Origin of the sequence: Streptomyces sp. V1I1 (assembly GCF_030817355.1) — a bacterium.
In the GTDB taxonomy this organism is placed as follows: Bacteria; Actinomycetota; Actinomycetes; order Streptomycetales; family Streptomycetaceae; genus Streptomyces.
The window spans coordinates 7,557,778-7,580,047 of record NZ_JAUSZH010000001.1 but is presented as its reverse complement, the minus strand read 5'-3'; the positions used below and the strand labels follow the sequence as shown (position 1 = coordinate 7,580,047).

Sequence of the window (22,270 nt, the reverse complement as noted above, 5' to 3'; positions counted from 1 at the left end):
CTCGATGCGGGCGAGGTCCGGGGTTATGCGCGCATGATGTGGGTGAAGCCGAGGGAGGTTAGTCCTTCGGACTGGCACAGCCTGTCGGAGGGGCCGCCGACCTCGGTCTGGAGGAGCTGGTAGGCGGCGCCGTGGGACTGGCCCCAGTGCATCGCGGCCCGCCACAGGACGCGGCCCATGCCCTGCCCTCGGGCCTCGGGCAGGACGGCGAAGTACTGGGGCAGGAGCTGGGGGCGTCCGATCGCGTCGGGGCGTACTTCCATGGGGCCGATCGCGCCCACGATGCGGTCCTCGACGGCGGCGGCGAGGACCGGGCCGCACCGGCCGGCCTGCATCTGAGTGTGGAGGAAGGCCAAGCCGTCGGCGGACATGGCCGTGGCGAACGGGGCGAAGGTCTCCTGTACGGCGGCGGGCCAGTCGGTGACGGGGCGGACCAGACCGCCGGGGTCGGGGCAGGGGCGGGCGGTGAAGTCCTTTAGCTGGATGCGGGTGCCGCGTGGGGAGCTGGTCTCGGGGCCGAGTGGGTGCACGACGCGGGCGTTGACCGCGTCGTGCACGGAGGCGAGCTTCGCGGCCAGTTCGGCTGCTTCATCCAAGACGCTGCCGTGGTGCCCATAGGCGAAGACCTTGACGGTGCCGCGTCCACGCCGGTTCAGGGTGGGGATGAGGGTGTGGTCAGGCTGGTGCACCACATTGCCGCGGAGGACCGTCTCGTCCTTCTCGCCGCCCCAGCGCCGGTCCTTGTCGTAGGGGAGGAAGTCCCCGGTGACGGCCGTTCGCAGGGTGTCCTCGAAGATGTCGACGGTCAGGGCGTTGGGATGGACGGGACCGAGAGTCGGCACGATCGGCGCGGTCAATACGGGCCGGAGCCAGTCCCAACGGAAGAGCATGAGCGGCACCCTAACGGTCGGCCGGTCAGGGCTCAGGCCCCGACGCGAATGCGCCAGGGCCTGAACGGAACCGACCGGATCTGTCGGTCAGTGGGGGTTGTCGTCACCGGCGTCGCAGGAGCACTCCGCGCTCTCCACGACGTCGTCCAGGTCCAGGACGGCGGTCACCGAGAGGGCGGCGACGGGCGGTGCCGCGCGGCGTGCCGAGGCCGGCGGGCCGGGCAGAAGGGTCACCAGTACGGGCGGGGTCATGATGCGTTCTCCTTGTCTCCGTGTTGGCAGTAGCTGTGCAGCGGCGCCTTCGCTTCCTGGTAGTGCTTGGCCAGGGGGCGGCAGACCCGGCAGGTGCCGGACAGGGCGCAGCCCTCGCACCCACCGGTGCGAAGCATGAGTCGGTCCGCGATGGCGCCGAGCCGGGTGAGGCCCTCGATGCCTTCGGCCATGAGGTCGATCTGGTCGTCCCGGCCGACCTTGCAGATCGAGACCTTGGCGTGGGGGTCGGTGTGGAAGAAGGTGTGTCCCGCGTTGCAGCCGGCGAACGGCTTGCGCTGCCGCAGGTGGGCGGCAGACTGGGCGAGGAGCGGCTCACCGCCGCCGTAGATCGTGGGCGTCATGTTCGTGTACGCGTGGTTCTCGACGTTCCACTCCTCGGCGAGGGCGCCCATCTCGTCGGCCTCGGAGGCGTTGTCCTCGGTCACCACGACGTTGATACGCAGAGGCAGGCCCGCCTCGCGTGCGGCGTCAATGCCGCGACGGAACGCCTTCCACGCGCCACGGCGCTGGGTGAGCGTGTCGAAGGACTCCTCACTCGCCCCGTACATGCTGACGACCAGCCGGTAGGGCGGGCAGTCCCGGAAGAGCTTGAGGAGGTCCGGCCGCCAAAGCAGCGAGCCGTTGGTGGAGATGGTGAGCATCATCCCGGCCTGCCAGGCGTACCGGTAGGAACCCTGGAAGTGAGGGTCCATGGTGGGTTCGCCACCGGTGATCTGGAGCCAGAGGACACCGGCCTCGCGCATGATGTCCAGCAGCCGCACCTTGTCCTCCCAGCCGAGACCGGAGAAGGGCCGCTCGCCGAGGTAGCAGTGCTTGCAGCCGAAGTTGCAGCCGAGGTTGATCTCCCAGGAGGCGCGGCAGTAGCCGTACGGGGACGGCTCGCGCAGCAGCACCGTGCCCTGCGCGGGTCGGCCGCCCAGGTCGATGCCCCATACGTCGGCGGCGGTCTGTACCGCCCAGGCAGGCAGAGCCTCACCGTCGGCGGCGGCCTGCCGGATGTCCTCGTAGTGGTCGGCCGGGATGCGGGCCCCGGCCCTTGCTCCGGGCTTAAGGAGCAGGTGCCCGTCGAGGAACGGGGAGGCGATCAGAGCGTGGGCCATCGGTGGCCCTCCTTCCGGATCATGGAACGCGACGGCACGCGTGCGCCCTGAAGGCTGGCGAGACAGTGGATCTCGCCGAGGCCGTTGCAGGTGCCGCAGGTCTTGCCGGACGAGTCGGCGCCGCTGCCGCCGCAGTCCCCGCAGCTCTCGTTGCAAGGAGGGCGAAAGCGCCGGGTCTGCATTCCGCCGTAAGAGTCAGGGCGGGTGATAAGGAATGTGCGGTTGCGTGGGCTCGTGATCAGTTGGGGCACGAGGCCTCCTTCAGGGCGTCTTCCCAGGTGTGCTGCTCGGTGTGGCCGGCGAACAGACAGCAGCCCTCACCGTCGAGCCCCGGGGCGAGCACCGGGCAGTCCGGCAGCACGACTAGGTCCACCTCGGTCCCCTCCTGCCAGCGGAGCCACGGCGCGGTCCCGTACTCGCCGAGGTCGTCGAGGAGGCCGTAGTGCTCACCGTCGTCGTGAGCGCACAACTGGCACTGCACGGCCCTGTCCACGCACTCCGCGGCTGACCTCTCCCGCGCTTCCCGCGCCAGGTCCAGGGGCACCCAGCGCCAGTGCGTGCACCGCATCACGACACCAGCCGCAGAGAGCCCACGGAGTTCCGCTCCGCGCACCGGCGGCACGCGCACGGCGGGAAGCCACCGGGGTCGTCCGGGAGCACAGGGTTGGCGCCCACGCGCACCTCGGTGAGAGGCCCCCACGTTCGGCCGGAGTCACGCGAGAGCCGAAGCGTCATTCGTACGTCGTCCTGTCCGTTCGCCATGGTCAGGAGCATCGCGATCCGCAGGCTTGACCAGAAAGGCCAAGCGGATTACCCAACTTGGGTAACATCACCCTCGGTTGACCAAGAGCAGCGATCCGTAGTCCTCACGCCGGAGCGTGCCCGATGCCCGAGTCACCCCGCTCGAAGGAACTCCCCGTCAGCCTGCTCACGGACCCGGTGATGATCGAGGCATGCCAGGCCAGAGACTTCGGCCGCATCTTTCAGCTGGTCAAAGCGCGAGCAGGCATCTACCCGTCGATGATCGCGCGACGCTGCGATCTCACCCCCAGCCGCGTCGGTGAGGTGATCGCGGGGCGGCGGCAGCTGCTGCACATGGACGTGATCGAGCGGATCTCTGACGGACTGCGCATCCCCGGCCACATGCTCGGCCTGGCACGGCGCTCGTGGGAGACACCGCGGAACCTGACCGTCACTCCACGAGAAACCCCAGAGGAACCAACCCCCGTCGACGCGCAGTTGGCCGCAAGTCTGCCGGGGGCGGACGTGGACAGCATCCTCGCCCTGGCGGCCGAAAGAGACCTCAGCCCATCGACGCTGGACGCGCTGCACTCGTCGATCGCTGACTACTGGCGCCGGGACGACGAACACGGCGGCGAGACCTTACGGCCGGCGGTCGTCGGCCAGCTCCGCTACGTCGTCGATCTCCTCAAGGAACAGCGCCCCGCGCCCATGCGGGACGGCCTGCACAGCATCGCGGCCGAACTCGCCCGCCTCACCGGTTGGACCTACTTCGACGCCCGCCAGTACAACCAAGCACGCGCCTACTTCACCGAATCCCTCGGACTGGCCAGGGCCATCGATGACCGCCAGTTCATGGCCAATGTCCTCGCCTGCATGAGCCTTCAGGCCACCTATCAAGACAAGCCTGGGGATGCCCTCGCACTGGTCACAGCGGCCCAGGACCAGGCACGAGCCGCCGTGGGGACAACGCCTCGCGTGCTGGCCATGCTCGCGATGCGAGAAGCCTTCGCCCACGCCACCCTTGGGAACCACAGCGCCACCCACGGCGCGATCACGGAAGCCCACACCTACTTTGGCCGGATCAGCTCGGGCGATCCGGACCCGGCGTGGGTGGCGTACTTCGACGAGCCGAAGCTGATCGTGGACACCGGCATCGCACACGGCCGACTCGGCGAGGCCGCCCTCGCCGAACCACTGATCGCGGATGCCCTACGGCGCGAACACGAATCGAATCACCGAGGCCGCGCCTTCCATACCTTCTGGCTCGCTCGCACCCAGCTCCAGCGCGGCAAGCTCGACGAGGCGTGTCACACGGCCATGGCTGCCCTCGCCCCGGCGGCGGCCGTCAGCTCGCAACGGGTTGCCAGCCACCTCCGGGAGTTCTACGAGCAGCTGGAGCCCTTCCGCCGGGAACCGGCCGCGGTGGCGTTCGAGTCCCGGCTCCGGGAAGTGCTGCCCCGCCAGATCAGCGGATCGCCTCGTCCATGAGCACGTAAAGCAGCCCCACGAGAGAGCCGCTGCTGACGATCTCGCGGCGGTCGATCATGCCCCGTACATCAGTAAGCGGGATCCACTCGATCCGGTCCGATTCGTTCTTCTCGGTCGGCGGTCCCTCGTACTTGGCTCCGTCGGCCCGGAAGACGTGGTGCTGGGAGTCGGTGATGCCGTTCGCCGGCTCGGCGTACATCAGCGACTTGACCGGACCGGGCCGCCAGCCGGTCTCCTCCAGCACCTCACGGGCCGCCGCGTCGGCTGGCGTCTCGCCCTCCTCCACCAAGCCCATGGGTAGCTCCCACGCCCAGGCGTTCGTGATGAAACGGTGCCGCCACATCATCAGAACTTCGCGCCGCTCGTTGACGACGGCGGCCACGGCCAGGTGCCGAAGCTTGACGACGTGGTGCTCCCAGCGGTTCCCGTCCGGCGTCTCGACGTCGGTGAGCCACAGGTTCACCCAGGTGTTCTCGTAGATCGGACGTTCCCCGTGGATCTTCCACTGCATCGCTGCGGCCCCTCTCGATCGGTCTCCAGGATCTCAGAGCAGCCAGAAGGCCGACGCGCGTTCCTTGGTTTTGCGTCATTCCGACGAGATGAGGCACTGACGAGGTCTGCTATGAGCCCCATGAGCGCAGCTCTGGCGTTGGCAGGTCGACCAGCTCGGTGCCGTTGTGGCTACGAACCATGCCGACCGGAGGGCGCCCGGGGTAGCGGCTGAACCGGCGATCACCAGACCTCTCCACCTTGCGCCGATTCCGGTACTTCCGCTCCCCACGCTGATCGCGTTTGGGCTCCACAACCCCGGGTTTCTCCGCCGCGGTGTCTGGCCGGTGAGCCCGCTCGTCCACCCCCGCATCGTGCGGTTCATGGAACAGCTTCCACACGAGTTCAAGCGCGGTAAGGCCCTGTTCCGTGAGCGCCTACGGCGTGCCGGACTCGCCGAGTCGGTCGTCGCGCCGGCCGAACCGGAGAACTTCCTGGGAGTCATGGAGGCCGGATTGCGCTCGTACGGGCTGCCCGTCCTGAATAGGATGATTCGGGAATCACTACTGGTGGATCTCGGCTACGTTGACCCCAAAGCGCTTGCCCAGGCCCGAGAGGACGCCGAGCAACGCGCCTACGGTGCCCGATCTCTTGTGCGACGTGCTCGCCCTGGAAATCGGACTGCGGAGCCTCATGTGACCAGCCCCGACGTGGAACCGAGCGCATGGAAGCAACGAACCTCTTCTATCGGGACCCCGCGCTGTACGACGCGATCCAGTCGGACAGCGGCAGCGCCGAGATGTGCCAAGCCCTGATCGAACGCCACAGGCCGGATACGAACACGCTTATGGACTTCGGCTGCGGCACCGGGCGAGATCTCGAAATCCTGGCCAAGCGCTTCGAGTGCGTCGGCGTGGACCTCCAGGCCGGCATGGTCGACTACGCACACCGAGTACGGCCTGGACTTGACATCCGCATTGGCGACATGCGAACCGTCCGGCTCCGGCGACGCATGGACGCCGTGACCTGCCTCGGCAACTCGCTGGCCTATGTGCACGACAACGACGACATCACCAGAGTGTTCGCCACCTTTGCCGCCCATGCACGGCCCGGCGGACTCTTGGTGCTCTTCTCCCCTGTGTCGCCCGTCATTCGCCCCGAGCCGACGAGCGCCGTCGTCGACACTCCAGACGGGCCGGCGCGGGTGACCATCAGTTATGGATGGGACCTGCGGACACAGATCAACACCATGCACCGGCATTGGGTTCTCGCCTCAGGCGACGAGGCCCAGGACGAGATCCGGCGGCGCGTGCTGTTTCCCCGTGAACTGGAAGGTTACGCATCGGCCGCGGGTTTCGAGATCGTCGAAGTAGTGGATGAGTCTCGGAACGGACTCACCGGGCCGACCGGATACACAGTGGCGCAGCACGTCCGCTGATGCGGATGCGGCGTAGTCGACTCACGAGGTCGCCGGTCGAAGACGTCTTCACCGCGCTGGACGAGCAGACCGTCGTCGTTCCGGGCACCGGGCACCGCAGCGATGACGGCAACGGCGGCACACTGGGGCCGTTGATCGCTAACCTCAGCGGGCTGAGCAGGAGGCCGCCGGGGCCCTCGCAGGGCGGTGCCCGATCCATAGAGTCAGAGGGTCGTCAGCTCGTAGAACCCCCTGCCGAAAGTGGCGGCGACCAGGCGGTGGTGCCCGGCGTCGTACTCGATGTCGTCGACCGGGACCTGTGGCATGCCGCGGCCGAGGCGGTGCCAGCGCCCGCCGCCGGGCAGCGAGGCGAACACGCCCTGGTCCGTGCCGATGTACAGGATGTTGCCCCGGCCGATGATCAGGTCGTTGACGGGCGCGGCCGGAAGGTTGCCCGACAGGTCCTTCCAGTGCTTGCCGCCGTCGGTGCTGCCGTAGACGTGAGCCAGTGCCGAGCCCGCCCGGTAGCCGGAGTGCGTGGTGTAGACGCGGTCGGGGTTCTTCGGGTCGACGACGACCCGGGTCACCCACGGCCGGCCCTCGGCCAGTTTCGTCCAGGTCGCGCCCAGGTCCTTGGTGACCCAGACACGGCCGTCGTCGGTACCGGCGTATACGGTGCGCCCGTCGCCCGCCGGGGCGACGGTCGTGATCGTGCCGTAGTTCGTGTAGATCGGGTCGGGGCCGGGACCGCCGCTGAGGTCGGGGCTGATGGCGTTCCAGGTCACGCCGCCGTCCGTGGAGCGGTTGAGCACTTCGGAGCCGTAGTAGAGGACCTTCGGGTCGCGCGGGTCGAAGACGACTGGGGTGAACCAGTTGCGCCGCTTGAAGACCGTCTTGTCGGCGAAGTACGTCAGGTTGTCGCCGCCGTCGGTGGAGCGGAAGCAATTGCCGTACTGGTAGCAGGCGTACACATTGTTCACGTCGGTCGGGTTGATGAGGTTCTCCTCGCCGTCCCCGCCGAGATACTCGTTGAAGCCGTCCCCGCCCCAGGACCGTAGCGAGCCGTTGTCCTGCGCGCCGCCGGAGATCCGGCTGGTGTCCTGTGGGCTGATGGCCACGCTGTAGAGCTGGGTGTACGGCTCGTGGCGGGCCTTGACCCAGCCGCCGTCCCCGTCGGCGTCGGAGCGGTAGACGCCGCCGTCGTTGCCCAGATAGACCCGGCCAGGGCGGCGCGGATCCCAGACCATCGCGTGGTGGTCGACATGGATGCTGCTGTCGTCGTACGTCCAGGAGTCGCCGCCGTCCTTCGAGGTCAGCAGCGCCACCCCGGCCACATGCAGATGTCTGGCGTCCTTGGGGTCGGCCCAGATCTTGCCAAACCACCAGCCGAAGCTGGACTGCGAGTTGGCAAGGTCTTTGCTCTCCGGTGTCCGGCTCCAGGTGTCGCCGCCGTCCCTCGAGGCGTAGAAGCCCTCGAAGGGGCCGCTGGTCTTGTTGACGATGGCGTAGACGTTCTCTCCCGCGACGGCGAGGCCGATCCGCCCGACTTCGGGGCTCTGGGCGGGCAGACCGCCGCCGAGCCGCTGCCAGGACTTCCCGTCGTCGTCGCTGCGGAAGACACCCGAGCCGACGCCGCCGTATGTGCGCAGATCGGGCCGGCGGCGGTGGTCCCACAGCACGGCGTACAGCCTCTTGCCCTGGACGACCACCTCGGTGGCGCCGGTGAACTCGTTGGCCCCGGTGAGAATTCGCTGCCAGCTCGACCCGCCGTCGTCCGAGCGGTAGACACCGCGGTCGCCACCGCCGTTGTAGAGCGATCCGGCCGCGGCGACGTATAACCGGCGGGGGTTGGCCGGGTCCACCGTGATCGCGCTGATCGCGCCGGAGTCGCGCAGCCCGATGGGTCGCCAGTGGGCGCCGCCGTCGGTGCTGCGATAGAGGCCCGTGCCCTCGTAAGTGATGCTGCCGCCACCGGGGTTGGGCTCGCCGGTCCCGGCGTAGAGAGTGCCGTCGGGGCCGGTCGCGACCGCGCCCATCGCCTGCGTCCAGTCGTCCGGCCAGGCGGACGTGAAGGTCTGCCCGGCGTCGGTGCTGCGCCAGATCCCGCCGCTGGCCGCGGCGGCGTACACGGTGTCGGCGCGCTTGGGGTCGAGGGCGAGCGAGACGATGCGCCCGCCGATATTGGTCGGTCCGACCGGCTTCCAGCGCCCGCCGACGGTGGGCAGTTGACGTGCTTGCGCCGCGGCGGTGTCGTGAGCATGGCGCGGAATCGACTCCCCCGGCAGGGTCTTCTGCAGATACCGGTACTCGGCCGGCGCGGCGGGCCCGCGCACGGGCCGGTACACATCCGGCGGACCGGGCGGCGCCGCCACCGCGGGCGCCGCGAGAGTCGCGGCGCCCACGAGCGAGATGAGGACCAGCTGAAGCAGACGTCTGTGCATGAACACCCTCTTCATCGTCATGACCACTTCAAGACCTGATGACGTTACGAGAGGGGGCCAGTGCAACAGAAGGGCGCGCGTTGGACTTTGTGAGCGGGGAGACAGGAAGAGCACGTCGGCAACCACTCGGCTGGGCTACCGGTCCAGCGGCTCCCCATCCGGGCCGTCCGGGGCGTCCCGGCCGTCCCGGCCGTCCGGGGAAGGCTCTCGGCCTTCGTCGAATGACGCCAAATACGTGGCCGCCATGTCGCGTTCGCCCAGGCCCTGGCGCTCCACTCGCTCGAAGCGCGCCACTCCCGCCCGCGCGACATCCAGCCGTAGTCCGGACCGCTCCCCCGCGTCGACGATCAGCCGTGTGTCCTTGAGCGCGTTCTTGACCGAAAAGCTCGGCGTGTAGTCGCCACTGAGGATTACCGCGGACTTGGTCCGCAAGTACCCGCTGTCCAGCGGTCCGCCGGACACGCTGTCGAGGAAGGCCTGCGGATCGACGCCGAGGCCCCGCGCCAAGGCGATCGCCTCACCCGTGGCATGCGTCAGAGCGCCGACCCAGCTGTTGAGAACAAGCTTGAGCCTGCTGGCGGCCCCGGTGGAGCCGTCGTCGTCAACCCATATGGTGCGCTGGCCCACGGCGTCGAAGACCGGCGTAAGAGTGGCGCGGGCACTCTTCGGGCCCGCGGCCAGTACCAGCAACTGCCCGGCTTCCGCGGGCTCCTTCGTACCGAGAACGGGTGCGTCGACAAAGGTGAGGCCGTGCTGCCGCGCGAAGTCGGCCAGCTCGGCCGTGGCGGCGTCCCCGACGGTGGTCGACTGCGCCCACACCGCTCCGGGGGCGAGAGCCTCGCTCGCCTCTCGCATGGTTGCGAGCACGCGCGGTCCGTCGTAGAGCATGGTCAGAACCACGTCCGCGCCGGTGACCGCATCGGCCGGCGATCCGGCACAGTACGCCCCGTCGGCTACGAGCGCTTCCGCTTTGGCCCGCGTACGGTTCCAGGCGCGGACGGCCAGGCCGCTGCGGAACAGGTTGCGTGCCATCGCGGCGCCCATGATGCCGGTGCCGAGCACCGCCACCGTGGGACGGTCCGCCCTTTCGCTCTGTTCGGTGGATGAGGTCACTCGAATCGCCTCTCGCCGTCGTGGCTGGCTGTCGCTGGGCCAGCCAATCAGCCCGCCCTGTCTCCCGCGGACCGTGACATGCGGACCGTGACATGCGGCATCCGGCCAGGAACACGACGGCGCGGCCGCCCATCGTGGGCGGCCGCGCCTGGCTGGTCGACCGGGTCAGCTCCGGGCCGGTGCGGCGGTGCCGTAGCGGCGCTCGAAGCGCTCCACACGGCCGGCCGTGTCCAGCACCCGGGAGGTTCCGGTGTAGAAGGGGTGGCTCGCCGAGGAGATCTCGACGTCGAACACCGGGTAGGTGTTGCCGTCCTCCCACTCCACACGCTGCGCGGACTGCGCGGTCGAGTGGATCAGGAAGGCGGCGTCAGCGGCGCGGTCACGGAAGACGACCGGGCGCGAGACGGGGTGTATACGAGGCTTCATGCGGATTTCTTCCTCGATGCAGAGGCGGCTGGTGTCCGGTGGCAGGTCAGCGTTCCTCGCGGAACAGAACGTGCTCGCCGAGAACGGGGTCGAACTTGCGCAGCAGCAGCCGGTCGGGGTTGTTCAGGCGGCTCTTGCGCGTCACGTACGTCTGGCCGGTCCCGGCGGACGACCGCAGGGTTATGACGGGACGGGTATTACTGCGTGCCATGCGTTCCTCCCGGCGCCTCACAAGCCCACCGGAGGTGGGAGTGAATGTCGCGTTCACGTCAGCGCCTGGTGATGTAACCGCACGGATCCCGGCGGCATTCCCGCCGTCCTCCCGCCCTGTGCCCGGCGGCATCCCCGCCGTCGTCCCGGCCCATGCCCGCAGCCACTCCAGGCGGTCGCACTGTGCGACAGCTGGCCTACTGTCGCCGGGCGCGGCGCCGGACCAGCGCGGATGCGGCCACCGCGAACAGCCCGAGCAGCGCGGCCACCCCGCCGACCAGGACGGCCTGCTTGTCCTCAGTGCGCTCAGCGGATGCCGCGGCCTGCCGCTCGGCGGGCTCGCCGCCTGGCTGCGGCGGCTCTGCCGAGTCGCCTGTCAGCACCAGGTCGGAGCAGGAGTAGTAGGTGTCCGGGGTATCCGAGTTCCGCCAGACCGTATAGAGCACATGGCGGCCTGTCAGTCCCCCCGGGAGCCGCCCGGAGATCCGGTACGCACCGTCCACGAGCCGGGGGTCGGTGGCCGTGGCGATGGGTTGCGGGGTCAGATCGTCCCAGCGCAGTGGCACGGTCGGATCGTGGCCCGCCTTGGTGAGGTACAGGTGGAACGTTCCCTTGTGCGGGATGGTCGACAGATAGGTGAGAGTGAACCGGGCGCCGGCCGTCAGGGTCGTCGCCGGCCAGTCCTCGCGGGCGATGTCCAGGCCCTTGTACGCATCGAGGCCCGCGCTGCACAGCTGTCCGTCCGGTATGAGCTCCCGGTCTCTGCCCCGGACATCGGCCACCCGCAGGTTGTCCCACTCGTCGAACGCCACTCCCCCGTTCGCGGCGACGGCGGCCCGGCAGACCGCGGAATCGCGCTGCACCCCCTCGGGACCGCAGGCGACGACCCGGCTGACGGGGTCGGTCGGCGCGCCGTGGGCCTGCGCGGTCCCGGCGGCCGCGACCGTGAGCGCGACGGCAACGGCAGCGGTGGCGGTGGCGGTGGCGGCAATGCGATGGGCAGTCATCCGCGGCAGACCTCCTTGGCGGGCTCGGCAGCCTGCCGTGTATTACGATTTCGCACGGCGGAGTGTTCACCGCGCGCGGCAGGTCGCTCACGAGAGGCCTGTCCCCGGTCGCCCCGGCACGGATCACACGTGGCCGGTTCCACACCCGCGCCCTACCGGCCCGCGGCGCCGCTCCGCTAGAGCTAGACAGGCGTAGACCTGTCCCCGGCCAGCGGAGGTACGCACCATGACCCGAGGTCTGACCAGTGCCACCACACCAGGCAAAAGCCGGTTCGACGACATCTACAACGAGCCCGACCCCCGCGTCTACTTCCGCCGGCTCGCCCCGCTGGAGTACGAGATCCCGCACCACGCGCAGGACGTCTTCCGCCGAACCCGCGCCGACCGGGCCGCCGCCCACGGGGCCGCGGACGGCCCCGTCACCGTCCTCGACCTGTGCTGCTCGTACGGGATCAACGCCGCGCTGCTCAACCACCACCTCACGCTCGCCGAGCTGTACGCGCACTACACCAGCCCCGAGACGGAAGCCCTCACGACCGAGGAACTCATCGGCGTCGACAAGGAGTTCTACGCTTCACGGCGCCGCGCCGACGCGACCCCGGTCATCGGTCTCGACGCCGCCGACCGGGCCGTCAGCTACGCCCTGGCAGTCGGACTGCTCGACGACGCCTACGCCGAGAACCTGGAGCGCCACTCGCCAGGACCGCAGCTGCGGCGCGCCGTCGCGGGCGCCGGACTGATCACGGTCACCGGAGGCATCGGCTACATCACCCACCGCACCTTCGAGGCCCTTCTGGAGTGTGCCCGGGTCCCGGTCTGGGTGACCGCGTTTGTGCTGCGCACAGTCCCGTACCAATCGGTGATCACCAGCCTTGCCGACTACGGCCTGGTCACCCGGACGGACTACTCGCGGACCTATCCGCAGCGGCTGTTCACCGGCCCGGCGGAACAGCGCAGCGCCGTCGAACAGACCCTTGGCACGGGTTACGACCCCACCGGGCTTGAGACGGAAGGCCGCTACCACACCCAGCTGTACCAGTCCCGCCCCCGGCCCCGCCCGGCATGAGCGGGCACGGCCCAGCGGGCGCAGGTCGGGCACAGATACGGCCAAATCGCTAGAATCCGACCATGGGAGAGCGGCCTGTCGCGCCGACTGCGCCCGAGCTCGTCCTCGAAACCGATGCGGGCTCCATGGTGATGAGCCCGAGCCGGGACTATCACGTCGGGCGCGACCCCTTGAGCGACATCGTCATCGACGACGCCCGGGTGTCCTGGCACCACGCGGTGCTGCGGCCCGGGGCCGACCACTGGACGATCGAGGACGAGGACAGCACGAACGGCACGTACGCCGATGGCAGGAGGATCCACGAATGGGGGGTCGTCCCCGGCACCGTCATCCGGTTCGGCAATCCGGACGACGGCCCGCGTGCCGTTCTCGTCGACCGGAACCCGCCGCCCGCCGCGCAGGCGCCTGGCCGTCCGTCGGCCGTCTCCATGCCGTCGGCGACCGGCACCTTCCGGCAGCCGACCAACGTACGTCCGCTGTCGGCCCGCACCGTACGCATCGGGCGCGGACCCGACAACGACCTGGTCATCGACGAACTCGTCGTCTCGCGGCAGCACGCGGAGCTGCGAGCGCTCCCGGACGACACCTACGAGATCGTCGACCTCGGCTCTCACAACGGCACCTTCCTCAACGGCCGGCCGGTCGACCAGGCCCTCGTCTCCCCCGGCGACATCGTCGGTATCGGCCACTCGGCGTTCTGTCTCGTCGGCGACCAGCTCCAGGAGTACGTCGACACCGGCGATGTCGCGCTCGACGTCCAGGACCTGGCTGTCGCGGTGGACCGCGGCCGTAAGACCCTGCTCGACCATGTCTCGTTCCCCGTCGGGGAGAAGTGTCTGCTCGCCGTGGTGGGGCCCAGCGGCGCCGGCAAGTCCACGCTCCTCAACGCGCTGACCGGGCTGCACCCCGCCGACCAGGGCACCGTCCTCTACGACGGCCGCGACCTCTACCACGACTACGCGGAGCTGCGCCAGCGCATCGGCCTCGTACCGCAGGACGACATCCTGCACTCGCAGCTGACTGTGCGCCGGGCCCTTGGATACGCGGCCGAGCTGCGCTTTCCGCAGGACACCGCGAAGACCGAACGCCACGACCGGGTGGCCGAAGTGGTGCGTGAACTCGGCCTCGAGCAGCGGGCCACCCAGCCCATCCACAGCCTGTCGGGCGGCCAGCGCAAGCGGGTCAGCGTGGCCCTGGAACTGCTGACGAAACCGTCGCTCCTCTTCCTCGACGAGCCGACCTCCGGGCTCGACCCCGGCATGGACCGCTCGGTCATGCATATGCTCCGCGGCCTCGCCGACGACGGCCGTACGGTCATCGTCGTCACGCACAGCGTGCTCAGCCTCGATGTGTGCGACCGGCTGCTGGTGCTCGCGCCGGGCGGCAGGATCGCGTACTACGGGCCGCCGGACGACGCCCTCGCCTTCTTCGGCTTCGAGCAGTGGCCGGAGGCGTTCGAGGCCTTCGAGAACGACCGGGGCCGGGACTGGGCGGGGACGTACCGCGAGTCCCCCTTCCACCGGCAGTACATCGCGAACTCCACCGCTCAGCCGCGCCTGCCGCAAGCCGCGGCGGACGGTTTCATCGCGCCGCCGCCGAAGGCGCAGAGCTGGGGGGCGCAGCTGCGGACGCTGGTCCGGCGGTATGCGGCCGCGCTGAGCGCCGACCGGACCTTCCTGGTCATCATGATCGCACTGCCGTTCGTGATGGGCGCGATGGCCCGCGCCCTGGCCGGCAGCCGGCTCACCCAGGAGACGGCGATGAACGCCCTGCTCATCCTGTGTGTGGGCGGCGTCCTGACAGGCGCCGCCAACGCCGTGCGCGAGCTGGTCAAGGAGCGGGTGATCTACCGGCGGGAGCGGGCTGTCGGGCTGTCCCGGTCCGCGTATCTGATGTCCAAGGTCGTGGTGCTCGGCACGATCACGGTGCTGCAGGCGGTCGTGCTGACCCTCGTCGGGCTCGTCGGCGTCGACCTGAACGCCCCGGACGGTGAAGGCGTGCTGATGCCGCCGCTGGTGGAGATCACCCTGGCTGTGGCGGTGCTGTCGTTCACGGGGATGATGCTCGGCCTGCTGGTGTCCGCGCTGGTGCGCAAGGAGGAGGTCACCATGCCGCTGCTGGTACTCCTCGCCATCATCCAGGTCGTGTTCTGCGGGGCGCTGTTGAAGCTGGACGGCGTTCCCGGCGTCGAGCAGCTGGCGTGGCTGATCCCGTCCCGGTGGGCGCTGGGAGCGATGGCTGGGACGATCGGGCTGGCCAGGATCGTACCGGGCAAACTGACGGCGGACCCGCTCTTCGAGCACTCGGCGGGCGTGTGGCTGCTCAACATGGGAATGCTTGTGGTCCTCTGCGTCGTCTTCGGGTATGCGGTCGCGAAGCTCCTGCGCCGCCATGAACCCGCCATCATGCGGAAGTAGGGACGGGACCGCCGATGACGATCGAGGACTTCCACCCGACACATGTCGTCCCTCAGGACGGGCTGCCCGCCTGGGAGGCACCGGACGTGTCCCGGCCGACCGAACCACTCGACCCGCTGCTTCCGGTCCAGCTGGTCGACCGGCGCGGGGACTGGGCCCGAATCGTCTGCGCGAACGGCTGGTCGGCGTGGGTCGACAGCCGCCTGCTGGTCTCCGTACCGCAGGAGCCCCCGGCGGCCGGACAGCCACTGTCCCGCACGGCGGACCCGCGCCCGCTGCTGGCCCGCGCCGAGGAGTCGCTGGACCAGTACCGCCGCGCGGCGGAGGACCTGGCGGCCGGCCGGGCGGACGGCGAGGCGTTCCGCCGCAGTACGCAGGGGCTGCGGGTGGGGATGGTCGTGGACGGCGAGTCGGTGTGGCTGTACGACGCGGAGCACGAGCGGTGGGTGTACTGCGACGGGACGCACCTGAGCACGTACGCGGCGCCGCCGGGCCCGGCCGGGACCGGGCCGCCGGAACCGAATGGGGTGGCCGGGGAAGAAGTACCCGGCACGGAGGGGCCGGGGACGGACCCGCCGGAGCCTGGCGGAACAGCGGGCGCGGGGGCGACGAGGGTCGTCGACCCGGACCGGGCGGCCGGTGCGGACCGGCCCGGCAGTGACGTCTGATGGTCCGCGTTCCGCGCGATACCAGCCTGCCCGCCGGGAGGCCGTCCGAACTGCTCGGGAAGCAGATCGCGGGCTACCTCGTCGAGAGCGAGATCGGCCGCGGTGGCATGGCCGTCGTCTACCGCACCAAGGACCTCCGCCTGGACCGCACCGTCGCCCTCAAGCTGCTCGCCCCCGAGCTCGCCCGCAACGACACCTTCCGCAAGCGGTTCACCCACGAGTCCCGGGTCGCCGCCGCCATCGACCACCCCCACATCGTGCCGGTGTTCGAGGCGGGCGAGACCGACGGCATCCTCTACATCGCGATGCGCTTCGTCGCCGGTCAGGACCTCCGCGCCCTGCTCGACCGCGAGGGCCCCCTCTCGGTACGCGTCACGGGCCGGATCGCCTCGCAGGTCGCGTCCGCGCTCGACGCCGCCCACGACCACGACCTGGTGCACCGGGACGTCAAACCCGGCAACATCCTCATCGCGGCCGGCACCGACAGCGAACACCCGGAGCACGTCTACCTCACGGACTTCGGCCTGACGAAGAAGTCGCTGTCGTTGACCGGGTTCACCACGGCCGGCCAGTTCGTCGGCACCCTCGACTACGTCGCCCCGGAGCAGATTTCGGGCCGCCCGGTGGACGGCCGGTGCGACGTCTACAGTCTCGGCTGCGTCGTGTTCGAGAGCATGGCCGGGACTCCGCCCTTCCAACGCGACGACGACATGGCGCTGTTGTGGGCACACCAGTACGATCCGCCGCCGCCCCTGACCGAGCAGCGCCCCGACATTCCGGCCTCAGTCGACGACGTACTGGCGAAGGCGCTCGCCAAGTCGCCCGACGACCGGTACGACAGCTGCCTGGAGTTCGTCGCCGCGCTGCGTGTCGCGTGCGCCGGGCGCGAGGCGGGCGATCATCCGCCGACGCAGGTGGACATGCGTGTCGCCAAGTCGGCAGGGGCACCGCTGCCGCCCCGCTGGGCGCGGCCGGCGTTCCCCGGCCTCGGCCCGGATGAGTGATCCGCGGTTCAGACCTCGCCCCGGCGACGTACGCGGGACGCGAGCAGACTGCCGAGGAAGCCGGTGACCAGCCCCCACACCACCGCCAGGCCGAGCGCCGGCCACAGGTGCGGCCGCAGCGTCACCTCTCCCGCCAGGTCGCCGCCGAGGTCGCCGATGCCCAGCAGGGACAGGCCGAGATGCGCCGAGATGCGGGCGACGAGGCAGATGGCCAGGACCGTGAGCGTGAGCGCCACCGCCATGTGTACGGCGTGCTGCCAGGGCCGCATCCTGGCAGGTGAGCGGACCGCCATGACAAACGCGGCGCCCAGCAGCAGCACCGCCGCGATGACGACGAGCAGCCACCAGGCCCGGCCGTCGTGGTCGGACAGCGAGCTGACGTTGAGGGTGGAGTCCTCGGGAGCGCGCAGCACCGAGTCCAGGACCTGCGGCATGGGCAGCCCAAACGGACCGTCCACCCTTCCCTCCCAGGAGGCGCCCAGACCGAGCGTCAGCCCGAGCCAGGCGAGGTTCGGCATCCCGAGCAGGATCACGGCGAAGGTCTCCGCGGCATTGCCGCGGGTCGCCGCGACGACGAGTGCGATGACCACTCCCACGACGACGTAGGCGAGAAGCAGCACGACCATGGCGAACGCGGCCGGGCGCACCGACTCCTGGAAGCGAACGAGGCGCGCGGGGAGCGGAGCCTTGCGCGATACGAGCAGCGCGAGGAACAGCAGGCCCACCAGCCACAACAGGCCGAAGACGAGGGTGATCGGGATGTCGGCGCGGAACCCGATCTTGGGGGAGGCGTCCAGCAGGTCCCCGATGTCGGCGATCGTCCCCTGCCCGAGCGGGATGTCGAAGCTGTGGCGGGCCAGGACCGAGAGGCCGATGAGAGCCAGCACCCACAGCACGGCCAACCGGGCGGCCCAGCCGGCGAGTTCGCGGCCTCCGGCGACGGCTCGGTGCCGTAGTGGACGGAGAAAGCCGGGGGCGATGACCAGGGCTCCGGCGAGGGTGACGGAGAGCGGCAGCACGTTGAGGTCCGCGTTGGTGCCGGTGATCAGTCCGGCGTCTCCGGAGAGTTCCACGGAGCCGCCGACCGCCATGACGACGACGGCCGCGACGACGCGCGGGAACGCGCCCCCGGGCAGATCGGCCGCGCCCGCCGCCCACAGGCCGAGGGCGGCCGTGACGACCATGGCGACCAGCCCGGCGAGCACCGCGACGAGGGCCTCGCCCCAGCCGTGGGAGACGCGCGTCGCGCGTCCCTGGTCGCTGGTCTGCTGCTGGCCCACTCTTGCCACGCTAAGCAGGGGTCCGGCGCTCCGCCCGCTGGGAGAGCCGACCGCGTCGGCTTGCGGGCCGTACGGGTACGGGGCACACAATAGGTTCAGTATGCGTGGACTGCGGATCTTTTTCGCTTTCATCCGCATTCACTGACATTCCTGTGCCCGAGTTTCCTGCGCTGAAATCGTTCCTACGCTGGGAAGAAGAGCCCGTGAGTGCCCAACCGCCGCCGTCCGAACGCCCCACAGGACCTCCGTCAGGCCCGCTCTCGGGCCCGTCGCAGGATCGTCCTACGCAGGGCACGCCGCCGCCCGGCACCCCGCCGGGGCCGCCGAGCGGCGGAGGACCGGGCGGCCCGGGCGGGCCCGGCGGGGGCGGACCGGCGAAGGGCTCCGGCGAAGGCCCCGACCACCCCTGGTGGCGGTCCGTCCCCAGAATCGCGACGATCGCCGTCGCGATTGTCGCCGCCGTGGTTCTGACCATCGTCGTCACCCGCCCCGGGTTCCGCGGCGGCGAGGCCGCGGCCGCGGAGATCGTCAGGGACCCCGTCAACTCGTCGGGCGAGGATCCGTTCACGCCCCCGTCGACGGCCGAGGAGGCCCCCTCCAAGGAACCGCCCGCCCCGCCGGCGACGAACCTGAACGGTTCGGATGCCGGCGTGTACGGCGGGACGCAGCAGACAGCCAGCTGCGACGTCGAGAAACAGATCAGATATCTCTCCGAGGACCCGGCCAAGAACAGCGCGTTCGCCTCTGTCGTGGGCCGTAGCCCCTCCCAGGTGCCCGGGTATCTGCGGTCGCTGACTCCCCTACGGCTGAGCTATGACACCCGGGTCACCAACCACAGCTACAAGAACGGCGCCCCCACCAAGTATCAGTCGGTGCTGCAGGCCGGTACCGCCGTCCTCGTCGACGACCACGGCGTCCCGCGAGTGCGCTGCGCATGCGGCAATCCGCTGCAACCGCCGGTCAAGGTGGAGGGCAACGTCCGGCTGAAGGGCCCCACGTGGTCCGGATTCCAGCCGACGAAGGTTGTACAGGTGCATCGCTCCGTCAAGGTGATCAACGTCTTCGTCGTCTACGACCCGGACCACGAGGACTGGTTTGCGCGGGAGCATGGTGACCATCACGGCCGCTACGACAAGAAGGTCCCGCCGCCGCCCCGCCCCAGGCCGTCACACTCCCACTCCCCGCACACCTCCTCTCCGTCCAAGTCGCCGTCGTCGAAGCACCCGTCGTCGAAGCACCCGTCGTCGAAATCCCCGTCGTCGAAGCACCCGTCGTCGAAATCCCCGTCGTCGAAGCACCCGTCCTCGAAGTCCCCGTCCTCGAAGCACCCGTCCTCGAAGCACCCGTCCTCGAAATCCCCGTCGTCGAAGCACCCGTCGTCGAAATCCCCGTCCTCGAAGCACCCGTCCTCGAAGTCCCCGTCCTCGAAATCCCCGTCGTCCGAGCCGCCGACCTCCGGGACCCCGTCCTCGAAGTCGGCCTCACCCGAGCCACCGACGCCGTCGGACTCGGCGCCGGCGCCGCCACCGGCCGATTCACCCGCCTCGGAGTCCATCGCCTCCAGCGAGCCGAGCCTGCCCGAGGCCCCCGACGCCTCTCCGGACTCGTCCTCGTAGCCTCCCGCCTCACCGGAGTACTGGAGACGGGCCGCGGCGGGGTGTCTCAGCCGAGTTCGAGTGTGGTGACGCCGTAGGTGCGCTTGGCCCGGACCTCGGGGAACGGGCCGGCATACATGCGCACGGTGTGCGAGCGCGCTTCGAGACCACGGGCCGTGGCCAAGGCCCCTGCGGCGTGCTGAGGTTCGGGGATGTCGATGAAGACCTCGTCCTCCGGACCGACGTGGGCGGTGAGGGCGTCGAAGAGGGCTTCGGCGTCCTCGGGGGTGTCGGCGAACAGGGGCCCGATGCGGTGGCCGTCGAGTGCCGGGCGGATCACGCCGTAGCCGGTGACGCTTCCCTCCCGCAGGCGGGCGTACGCGATGTGGCCGGCAGCGGTCAGCCAGCGGCTGACGAAGGCCGGCCGCTCGGCGGGGAAGCACTCCCGGTCGTACGCCGCGGTTGCGTCGATGTGCTCCGGGGCCACGGGCACGACCCCCGCCGCCGGAGTGCCGGACCGCTCCGGGCGCCCGCCGTAACGAATCGTGTCGTTGGCCGACTTGAACCCGGCGCGTCCGTAGGTGGCTTGCTGCGCGGGCACGGCGTCCAGGCCGATGGTGCGGGTTCCGCCGTGCGGGAAGGCCGCGCGCCAGGTCGCCAGGCCGAAGCCCTGCCCGCGGTGGTCGGGATGGACCAGGTAGTAGCCGAGGAACGCGTACTGCTCGGAGTACGTGACGATCGAGACGGCCGAGATCGGCCGGGCGCCCAGGCGGCCGATGAAGAAGCCCGCGGGGTCTGTGGGGTGGAAGCAGGCCACATCGCCGCGGCCTGGATTCCATCCCTCCTCGGCGGCCCACTCAGCCACTTGGTGCCATTGCTCCAACGAGGCGCCGGTGACGGTGAGTCCGCCGGCGCCGCCGGGAGGACTCCCGGCCGCGCGCTCGCTGGTGGAGTGTGACTGGGGGGCTTCGCCGAGGGGGTTCATACCTTCTGTCCGTCCCTTCAGATGGTGGCGGGAGTGGCCGCGCCAAGCGGCCTGATGGTGGTTGCCGCGCCGGTCAGATCAGATCCATGGCGGCGACTTCGTCGGGGCTGCCGTAGCTGACCGGCCCCTGGAAGCGGCGGCGGGCGGTGGCGAACCACCACACCGTGGCGATGAGCAGTACCACTCCAAGTGCGATCGGCGCGTAGTTGAACGTGGCGGAGGTGATCGGAGAGACCTGGGGCAGCATGAACAGCACACTACTGATCAAGATCCAGGTCACCGCGACACCCGCGACCAGCTTGCCGTAACGCCCCAGGTTCCATGGACCGGGCTCGAAGTCGTTCAGCCGCAGACGCAGGAAAATAGGCACACCGTAGGCGAGGTAGAGCCCGACGACATTGACGCTCACAATCGCGGTGAAGGCGGTGTGAGACCACCAGGCCGGAATGATCAGCACCAGTGGGCAGGCCGCCGCGAGCCATACCGCCTTGACGGGCGTACGGGTGCGCAGGGACACGGAATGCCACCAACGGGAGCCGGGCATCGCCCCGTCGCGGGAGAAGGCGAAGATCTGGCGGGTATTGCTCGTCATGTTGGCGAGGCCGCAGAACAGCATGGCGCCGATCACGACCAGCAGGAGCAGCTTTGCGGTGCCCATGCCAAGTCCATCGATGAGAATCTGCACCGGCGGCGCCGCCGAGCTCGCGGTGGCGGCGTAATCCCGGATCGCGTACACCAGAGCGAGCATGAGGATCAGACCGGCGCCCGCGGAGTACGCGATGGCCCGCATGATGCCCTTCGGCGTGTTGACGGTCGCCTTCACAGTTTCCTCGGACATGTGGAAGCTGCCGTCGAAGCCGGTGAAAGTCCAGCTGGTGACGAGCAGGCCCAGCATTGCGGCGTAAATGCCGTTGCTGAACCCGGTGTTGTTCACGAAGTGGGTCATGAACGACGCCGGCTGGTGATGGTCGGGCACCACGGTCAGGGCGACGACGATCACCACCATGCCGATCAGCAGCCACCAGACGGAGATCCGGTTCACCAGGGCGACCAACTGCACGGTGTACGTGTTGGCCAGCGCCTGGACCAGCAGGATCACCGCCGTGATGAGGACGGTGCGCTGCGCCGTCACCTCATAGCCTGGCCACTGCATCGCGATGAAAGCCTGGATGAAGGTGGCGGCGGCGTAGCCGGTGGCGGCCGTTCCGCCCACCTGGCCGACGAAGTTCAGCCAGCCCGTGTACCAGGACCAGGCGCCGCGATGCCGCTTGGCGAGCTTGCCCGCGGAGAAGTACAGCGCGCCGCTGGTCGGGTAGGCGGAGGCGATCTCGCCCATCGCGGCGCCGACGAACAGCACCATCACCGATACGCCTATCCAGCCGAAAACGAGGATCAGCGGTCCGCCGGCTCCCATTCCGAAGCCGAATGCCGAGAAGATTCCGGAAATGATGTTGATGATAGTGAAGGAGATGGCGAAATTATCGAACGCGCGGAACCGCCGGGTGAGTTTCCGCGGGTATCCCATGGCATGCAGTGTCGCGTCATCGTCGAGGGTGACAGGATCTGCATGGCGACCTGTTTTCGAGCGAGTGAGAGACGTGCGCTCGGACACAACCGCAACCTTTCTGATGGGGCGTGGGGACGGTGGGTGAAAGGG

At 69.6% G+C, this 22,270-nt stretch carries 20 protein-coding genes and 1 pseudogene; 7 read left to right on the top strand and 14 right to left on the bottom strand.

From position 1 onward, the window contains the following. Nucleotides 1–23: 23 nt before the first annotated feature. The 4 genes from QFZ67_RS35530 to QFZ67_RS35515 form a co-directional block, all read right to left on the bottom strand. Entirely contained in the window at nucleotides 24–890 is an 867-nt protein-coding gene (locus QFZ67_RS35530) for a GNAT family N-acetyltransferase (RefSeq protein ID WP_307665147.1), read from the bottom strand. A gap of 87 nt (nucleotides 891–977) precedes the next feature. Beyond that, nucleotides 978–1,142, bottom strand: a complete 165-nt coding sequence (locus tag QFZ67_RS35525) for a hypothetical protein (protein ID WP_307665146.1) — start codon at nucleotides 1,140–1,142, stop codon at nucleotides 978–980. Next, nucleotides 1,139–2,263: a radical SAM protein gene (locus tag QFZ67_RS35520; RefSeq protein WP_307665145.1), complete on the bottom strand. Its 1,125-nt coding sequence runs from the start codon at nucleotides 2,261–2,263 to the stop codon at nucleotides 1,139–1,141. Before QFZ67_RS35520 ends, QFZ67_RS35525 begins: the two co-directional genes overlap by 4 nt. A gap of 238 nt (nucleotides 2,264–2,501) precedes the next feature. Continuing rightward, nucleotides 2,502–2,831 (bottom strand): hypothetical protein, encoded by a 330-nt coding sequence (locus QFZ67_RS35515; RefSeq protein ID WP_307665144.1) that lies wholly within the window; start codon nucleotides 2,829–2,831, stop codon nucleotides 2,502–2,504. Between the two features lie 317 nt (nucleotides 2,832–3,148). On the opposite strand from QFZ67_RS35515, the gene QFZ67_RS35510 reads away from it, so the two are divergent. Further along, the gene (locus QFZ67_RS35510; RefSeq protein WP_307665143.1) at nucleotides 3,149–4,495 is read left to right on the top strand and encodes a hypothetical protein; all 1,347 of its coding nucleotides are present in this window, start codon (nucleotides 3,149–3,151) and stop codon (nucleotides 4,493–4,495) included. Here QFZ67_RS35510 and QFZ67_RS35505 read toward each other — a convergent pair. Beyond that, a complete protein-coding gene (locus tag QFZ67_RS35505; RefSeq protein WP_307665142.1) occupies nucleotides 4,473–5,006 on the bottom strand; it encodes an NUDIX hydrolase in 534 nt (177 codons plus the stop codon). The two genes, QFZ67_RS35510 and QFZ67_RS35505, sit on opposite strands and share 23 nt — an antisense overlap. A 702-nt stretch (nucleotides 5,007–5,708) precedes the next feature. On the opposite strand from QFZ67_RS35505, the gene QFZ67_RS35500 reads away from it, so the two are divergent. Beyond that, nucleotides 5,709–6,422, top strand: coding sequence for a trans-aconitate 2-methyltransferase (locus QFZ67_RS35500; RefSeq protein WP_307665141.1), 714 nt, complete (start codon nucleotides 5,709–5,711; stop codon nucleotides 6,420–6,422). A 203-nt stretch (nucleotides 6,423–6,625) separates the two neighbouring features. On the opposite strand, the gene QFZ67_RS35495 is transcribed toward QFZ67_RS35500, so the two are convergent. From QFZ67_RS35495 to QFZ67_RS35475, 5 genes are all read right to left on the bottom strand, one after another. Beyond that, nucleotides 6,626–8,842 carry a glycosyl hydrolase gene (locus QFZ67_RS35495; protein WP_307665140.1) on the bottom strand — a complete coding sequence of 739 codons (2,217 nt, stop codon included), beginning with the start codon at nucleotides 8,840–8,842 and terminating at the stop codon, nucleotides 6,626–6,628. A gap of 135 nt (nucleotides 8,843–8,977) precedes the next feature. Next, complete coding sequence (locus QFZ67_RS35490; RefSeq protein WP_307665139.1) at nucleotides 8,978–9,955, bottom strand: NAD(P)-dependent oxidoreductase; 978 nt, start codon at nucleotides 9,953–9,955, stop codon at nucleotides 8,978–8,980. A 165-nt stretch (nucleotides 9,956–10,120) separates the two neighbouring features. After that, nucleotides 10,121–10,381 carry a type B 50S ribosomal protein L31 gene (locus QFZ67_RS35485; RefSeq protein WP_307665138.1) on the bottom strand — a complete coding sequence of 87 codons (261 nt, stop codon included), beginning with the start codon at nucleotides 10,379–10,381 and terminating at the stop codon, nucleotides 10,121–10,123. Nucleotides 10,382–10,427: 46 nt separating this feature from the next. Next, nucleotides 10,428–10,592: a 50S ribosomal protein L33 gene (gene rpmG, locus QFZ67_RS35480; protein ID WP_307665137.1), complete on the bottom strand. Its 165-nt coding sequence runs from the start codon at nucleotides 10,590–10,592 to the stop codon at nucleotides 10,428–10,430. 196 nt (nucleotides 10,593–10,788) lie between these two features. After that, nucleotides 10,789–11,598, bottom strand: a complete 810-nt coding sequence (locus tag QFZ67_RS35475) for a lytic polysaccharide monooxygenase (protein WP_307665136.1) — start codon at nucleotides 11,596–11,598, stop codon at nucleotides 10,789–10,791. Between the two features lie 226 nt (nucleotides 11,599–11,824). On the opposite strand from QFZ67_RS35475, the gene QFZ67_RS35470 reads away from it, so the two are divergent. The 4 genes from QFZ67_RS35470 to QFZ67_RS35455 all read left to right on the top strand — a co-directional run bounded on the left by QFZ67_RS35470 (nucleotide 11,825) and on the right by QFZ67_RS35455 (nucleotide 16,753). Then, nucleotides 11,825–12,664, top strand: a complete 840-nt coding sequence (locus QFZ67_RS35470) for a hypothetical protein (protein ID WP_307665135.1) — start codon at nucleotides 11,825–11,827, stop codon at nucleotides 12,662–12,664. 62 nt (nucleotides 12,665–12,726) lie between these two features. Beyond that, nucleotides 12,727–15,081: an FHA domain-containing protein gene (locus QFZ67_RS35465; protein ID WP_307665134.1), complete on the top strand. Its 2,355-nt coding sequence runs from the start codon at nucleotides 12,727–12,729 to the stop codon at nucleotides 15,079–15,081. A 14-nt stretch (nucleotides 15,082–15,095) separates the two neighbouring features. Continuing rightward, nucleotides 15,096–15,749 (top strand): hypothetical protein, encoded by a 654-nt coding sequence (locus QFZ67_RS35460; protein WP_307665133.1) that lies wholly within the window; start codon nucleotides 15,096–15,098, stop codon nucleotides 15,747–15,749. Next, on the top strand, nucleotides 15,749–16,753 hold the full coding sequence (locus QFZ67_RS35455; RefSeq protein WP_307665132.1) for a serine/threonine-protein kinase: 1,005 nt from the start codon (nucleotides 15,749–15,751) through the stop codon (nucleotides 16,751–16,753). Before QFZ67_RS35460 ends, QFZ67_RS35455 begins: the two co-directional genes overlap by 1 nt. Before the next feature lie 8 nt (nucleotides 16,754–16,761). Here the strand turns inward: QFZ67_RS35455 and QFZ67_RS35450 are convergent, their stop codons facing one another. Further along, nucleotides 16,762–18,033, bottom strand: a complete 1,272-nt coding sequence (locus QFZ67_RS35450) for a streptophobe family protein (protein ID WP_307665131.1) — start codon at nucleotides 18,031–18,033, stop codon at nucleotides 16,762–16,764. 104 nt (nucleotides 18,034–18,137) lie between these two features. On the opposite strand from QFZ67_RS35450, the pseudogene QFZ67_RS35445 reads away from it, so the two are divergent. Continuing rightward, nucleotides 18,138–19,133 (top strand): annotated as a pseudogene (locus tag QFZ67_RS35445) (DUF6777 domain-containing protein); the annotation flags it as partial. Between the two features lie 26 nt (nucleotides 19,134–19,159). Here the strand turns inward: QFZ67_RS35445 and QFZ67_RS35440 are convergent. From QFZ67_RS35440 to QFZ67_RS35430, 3 genes are all read right to left on the bottom strand, one after another. Beyond that, the gene (locus QFZ67_RS35440; RefSeq protein ID WP_307666136.1) at nucleotides 19,160–19,588 is read right to left on the bottom strand and encodes a hypothetical protein; all 429 of its coding nucleotides are present in this window, start codon (nucleotides 19,586–19,588) and stop codon (nucleotides 19,160–19,162) included. A 107-nt stretch (nucleotides 19,589–19,695) separates the two neighbouring features. Beyond that, complete coding sequence (locus QFZ67_RS35435) at nucleotides 19,696–20,613, bottom strand: GNAT family N-acetyltransferase (protein ID WP_307665130.1); 918 nt, start codon at nucleotides 20,611–20,613, stop codon at nucleotides 19,696–19,698. A gap of 73 nt (nucleotides 20,614–20,686) precedes the next feature. Next, nucleotides 20,687–22,138 carry an amino acid permease gene (locus QFZ67_RS35430; protein WP_307665129.1) on the bottom strand — a complete coding sequence of 484 codons (1,452 nt, stop codon included), beginning with the start codon at nucleotides 22,136–22,138 and terminating at the stop codon, nucleotides 20,687–20,689. Nucleotides 22,139–22,270: the final 132 nt, after the last annotated feature.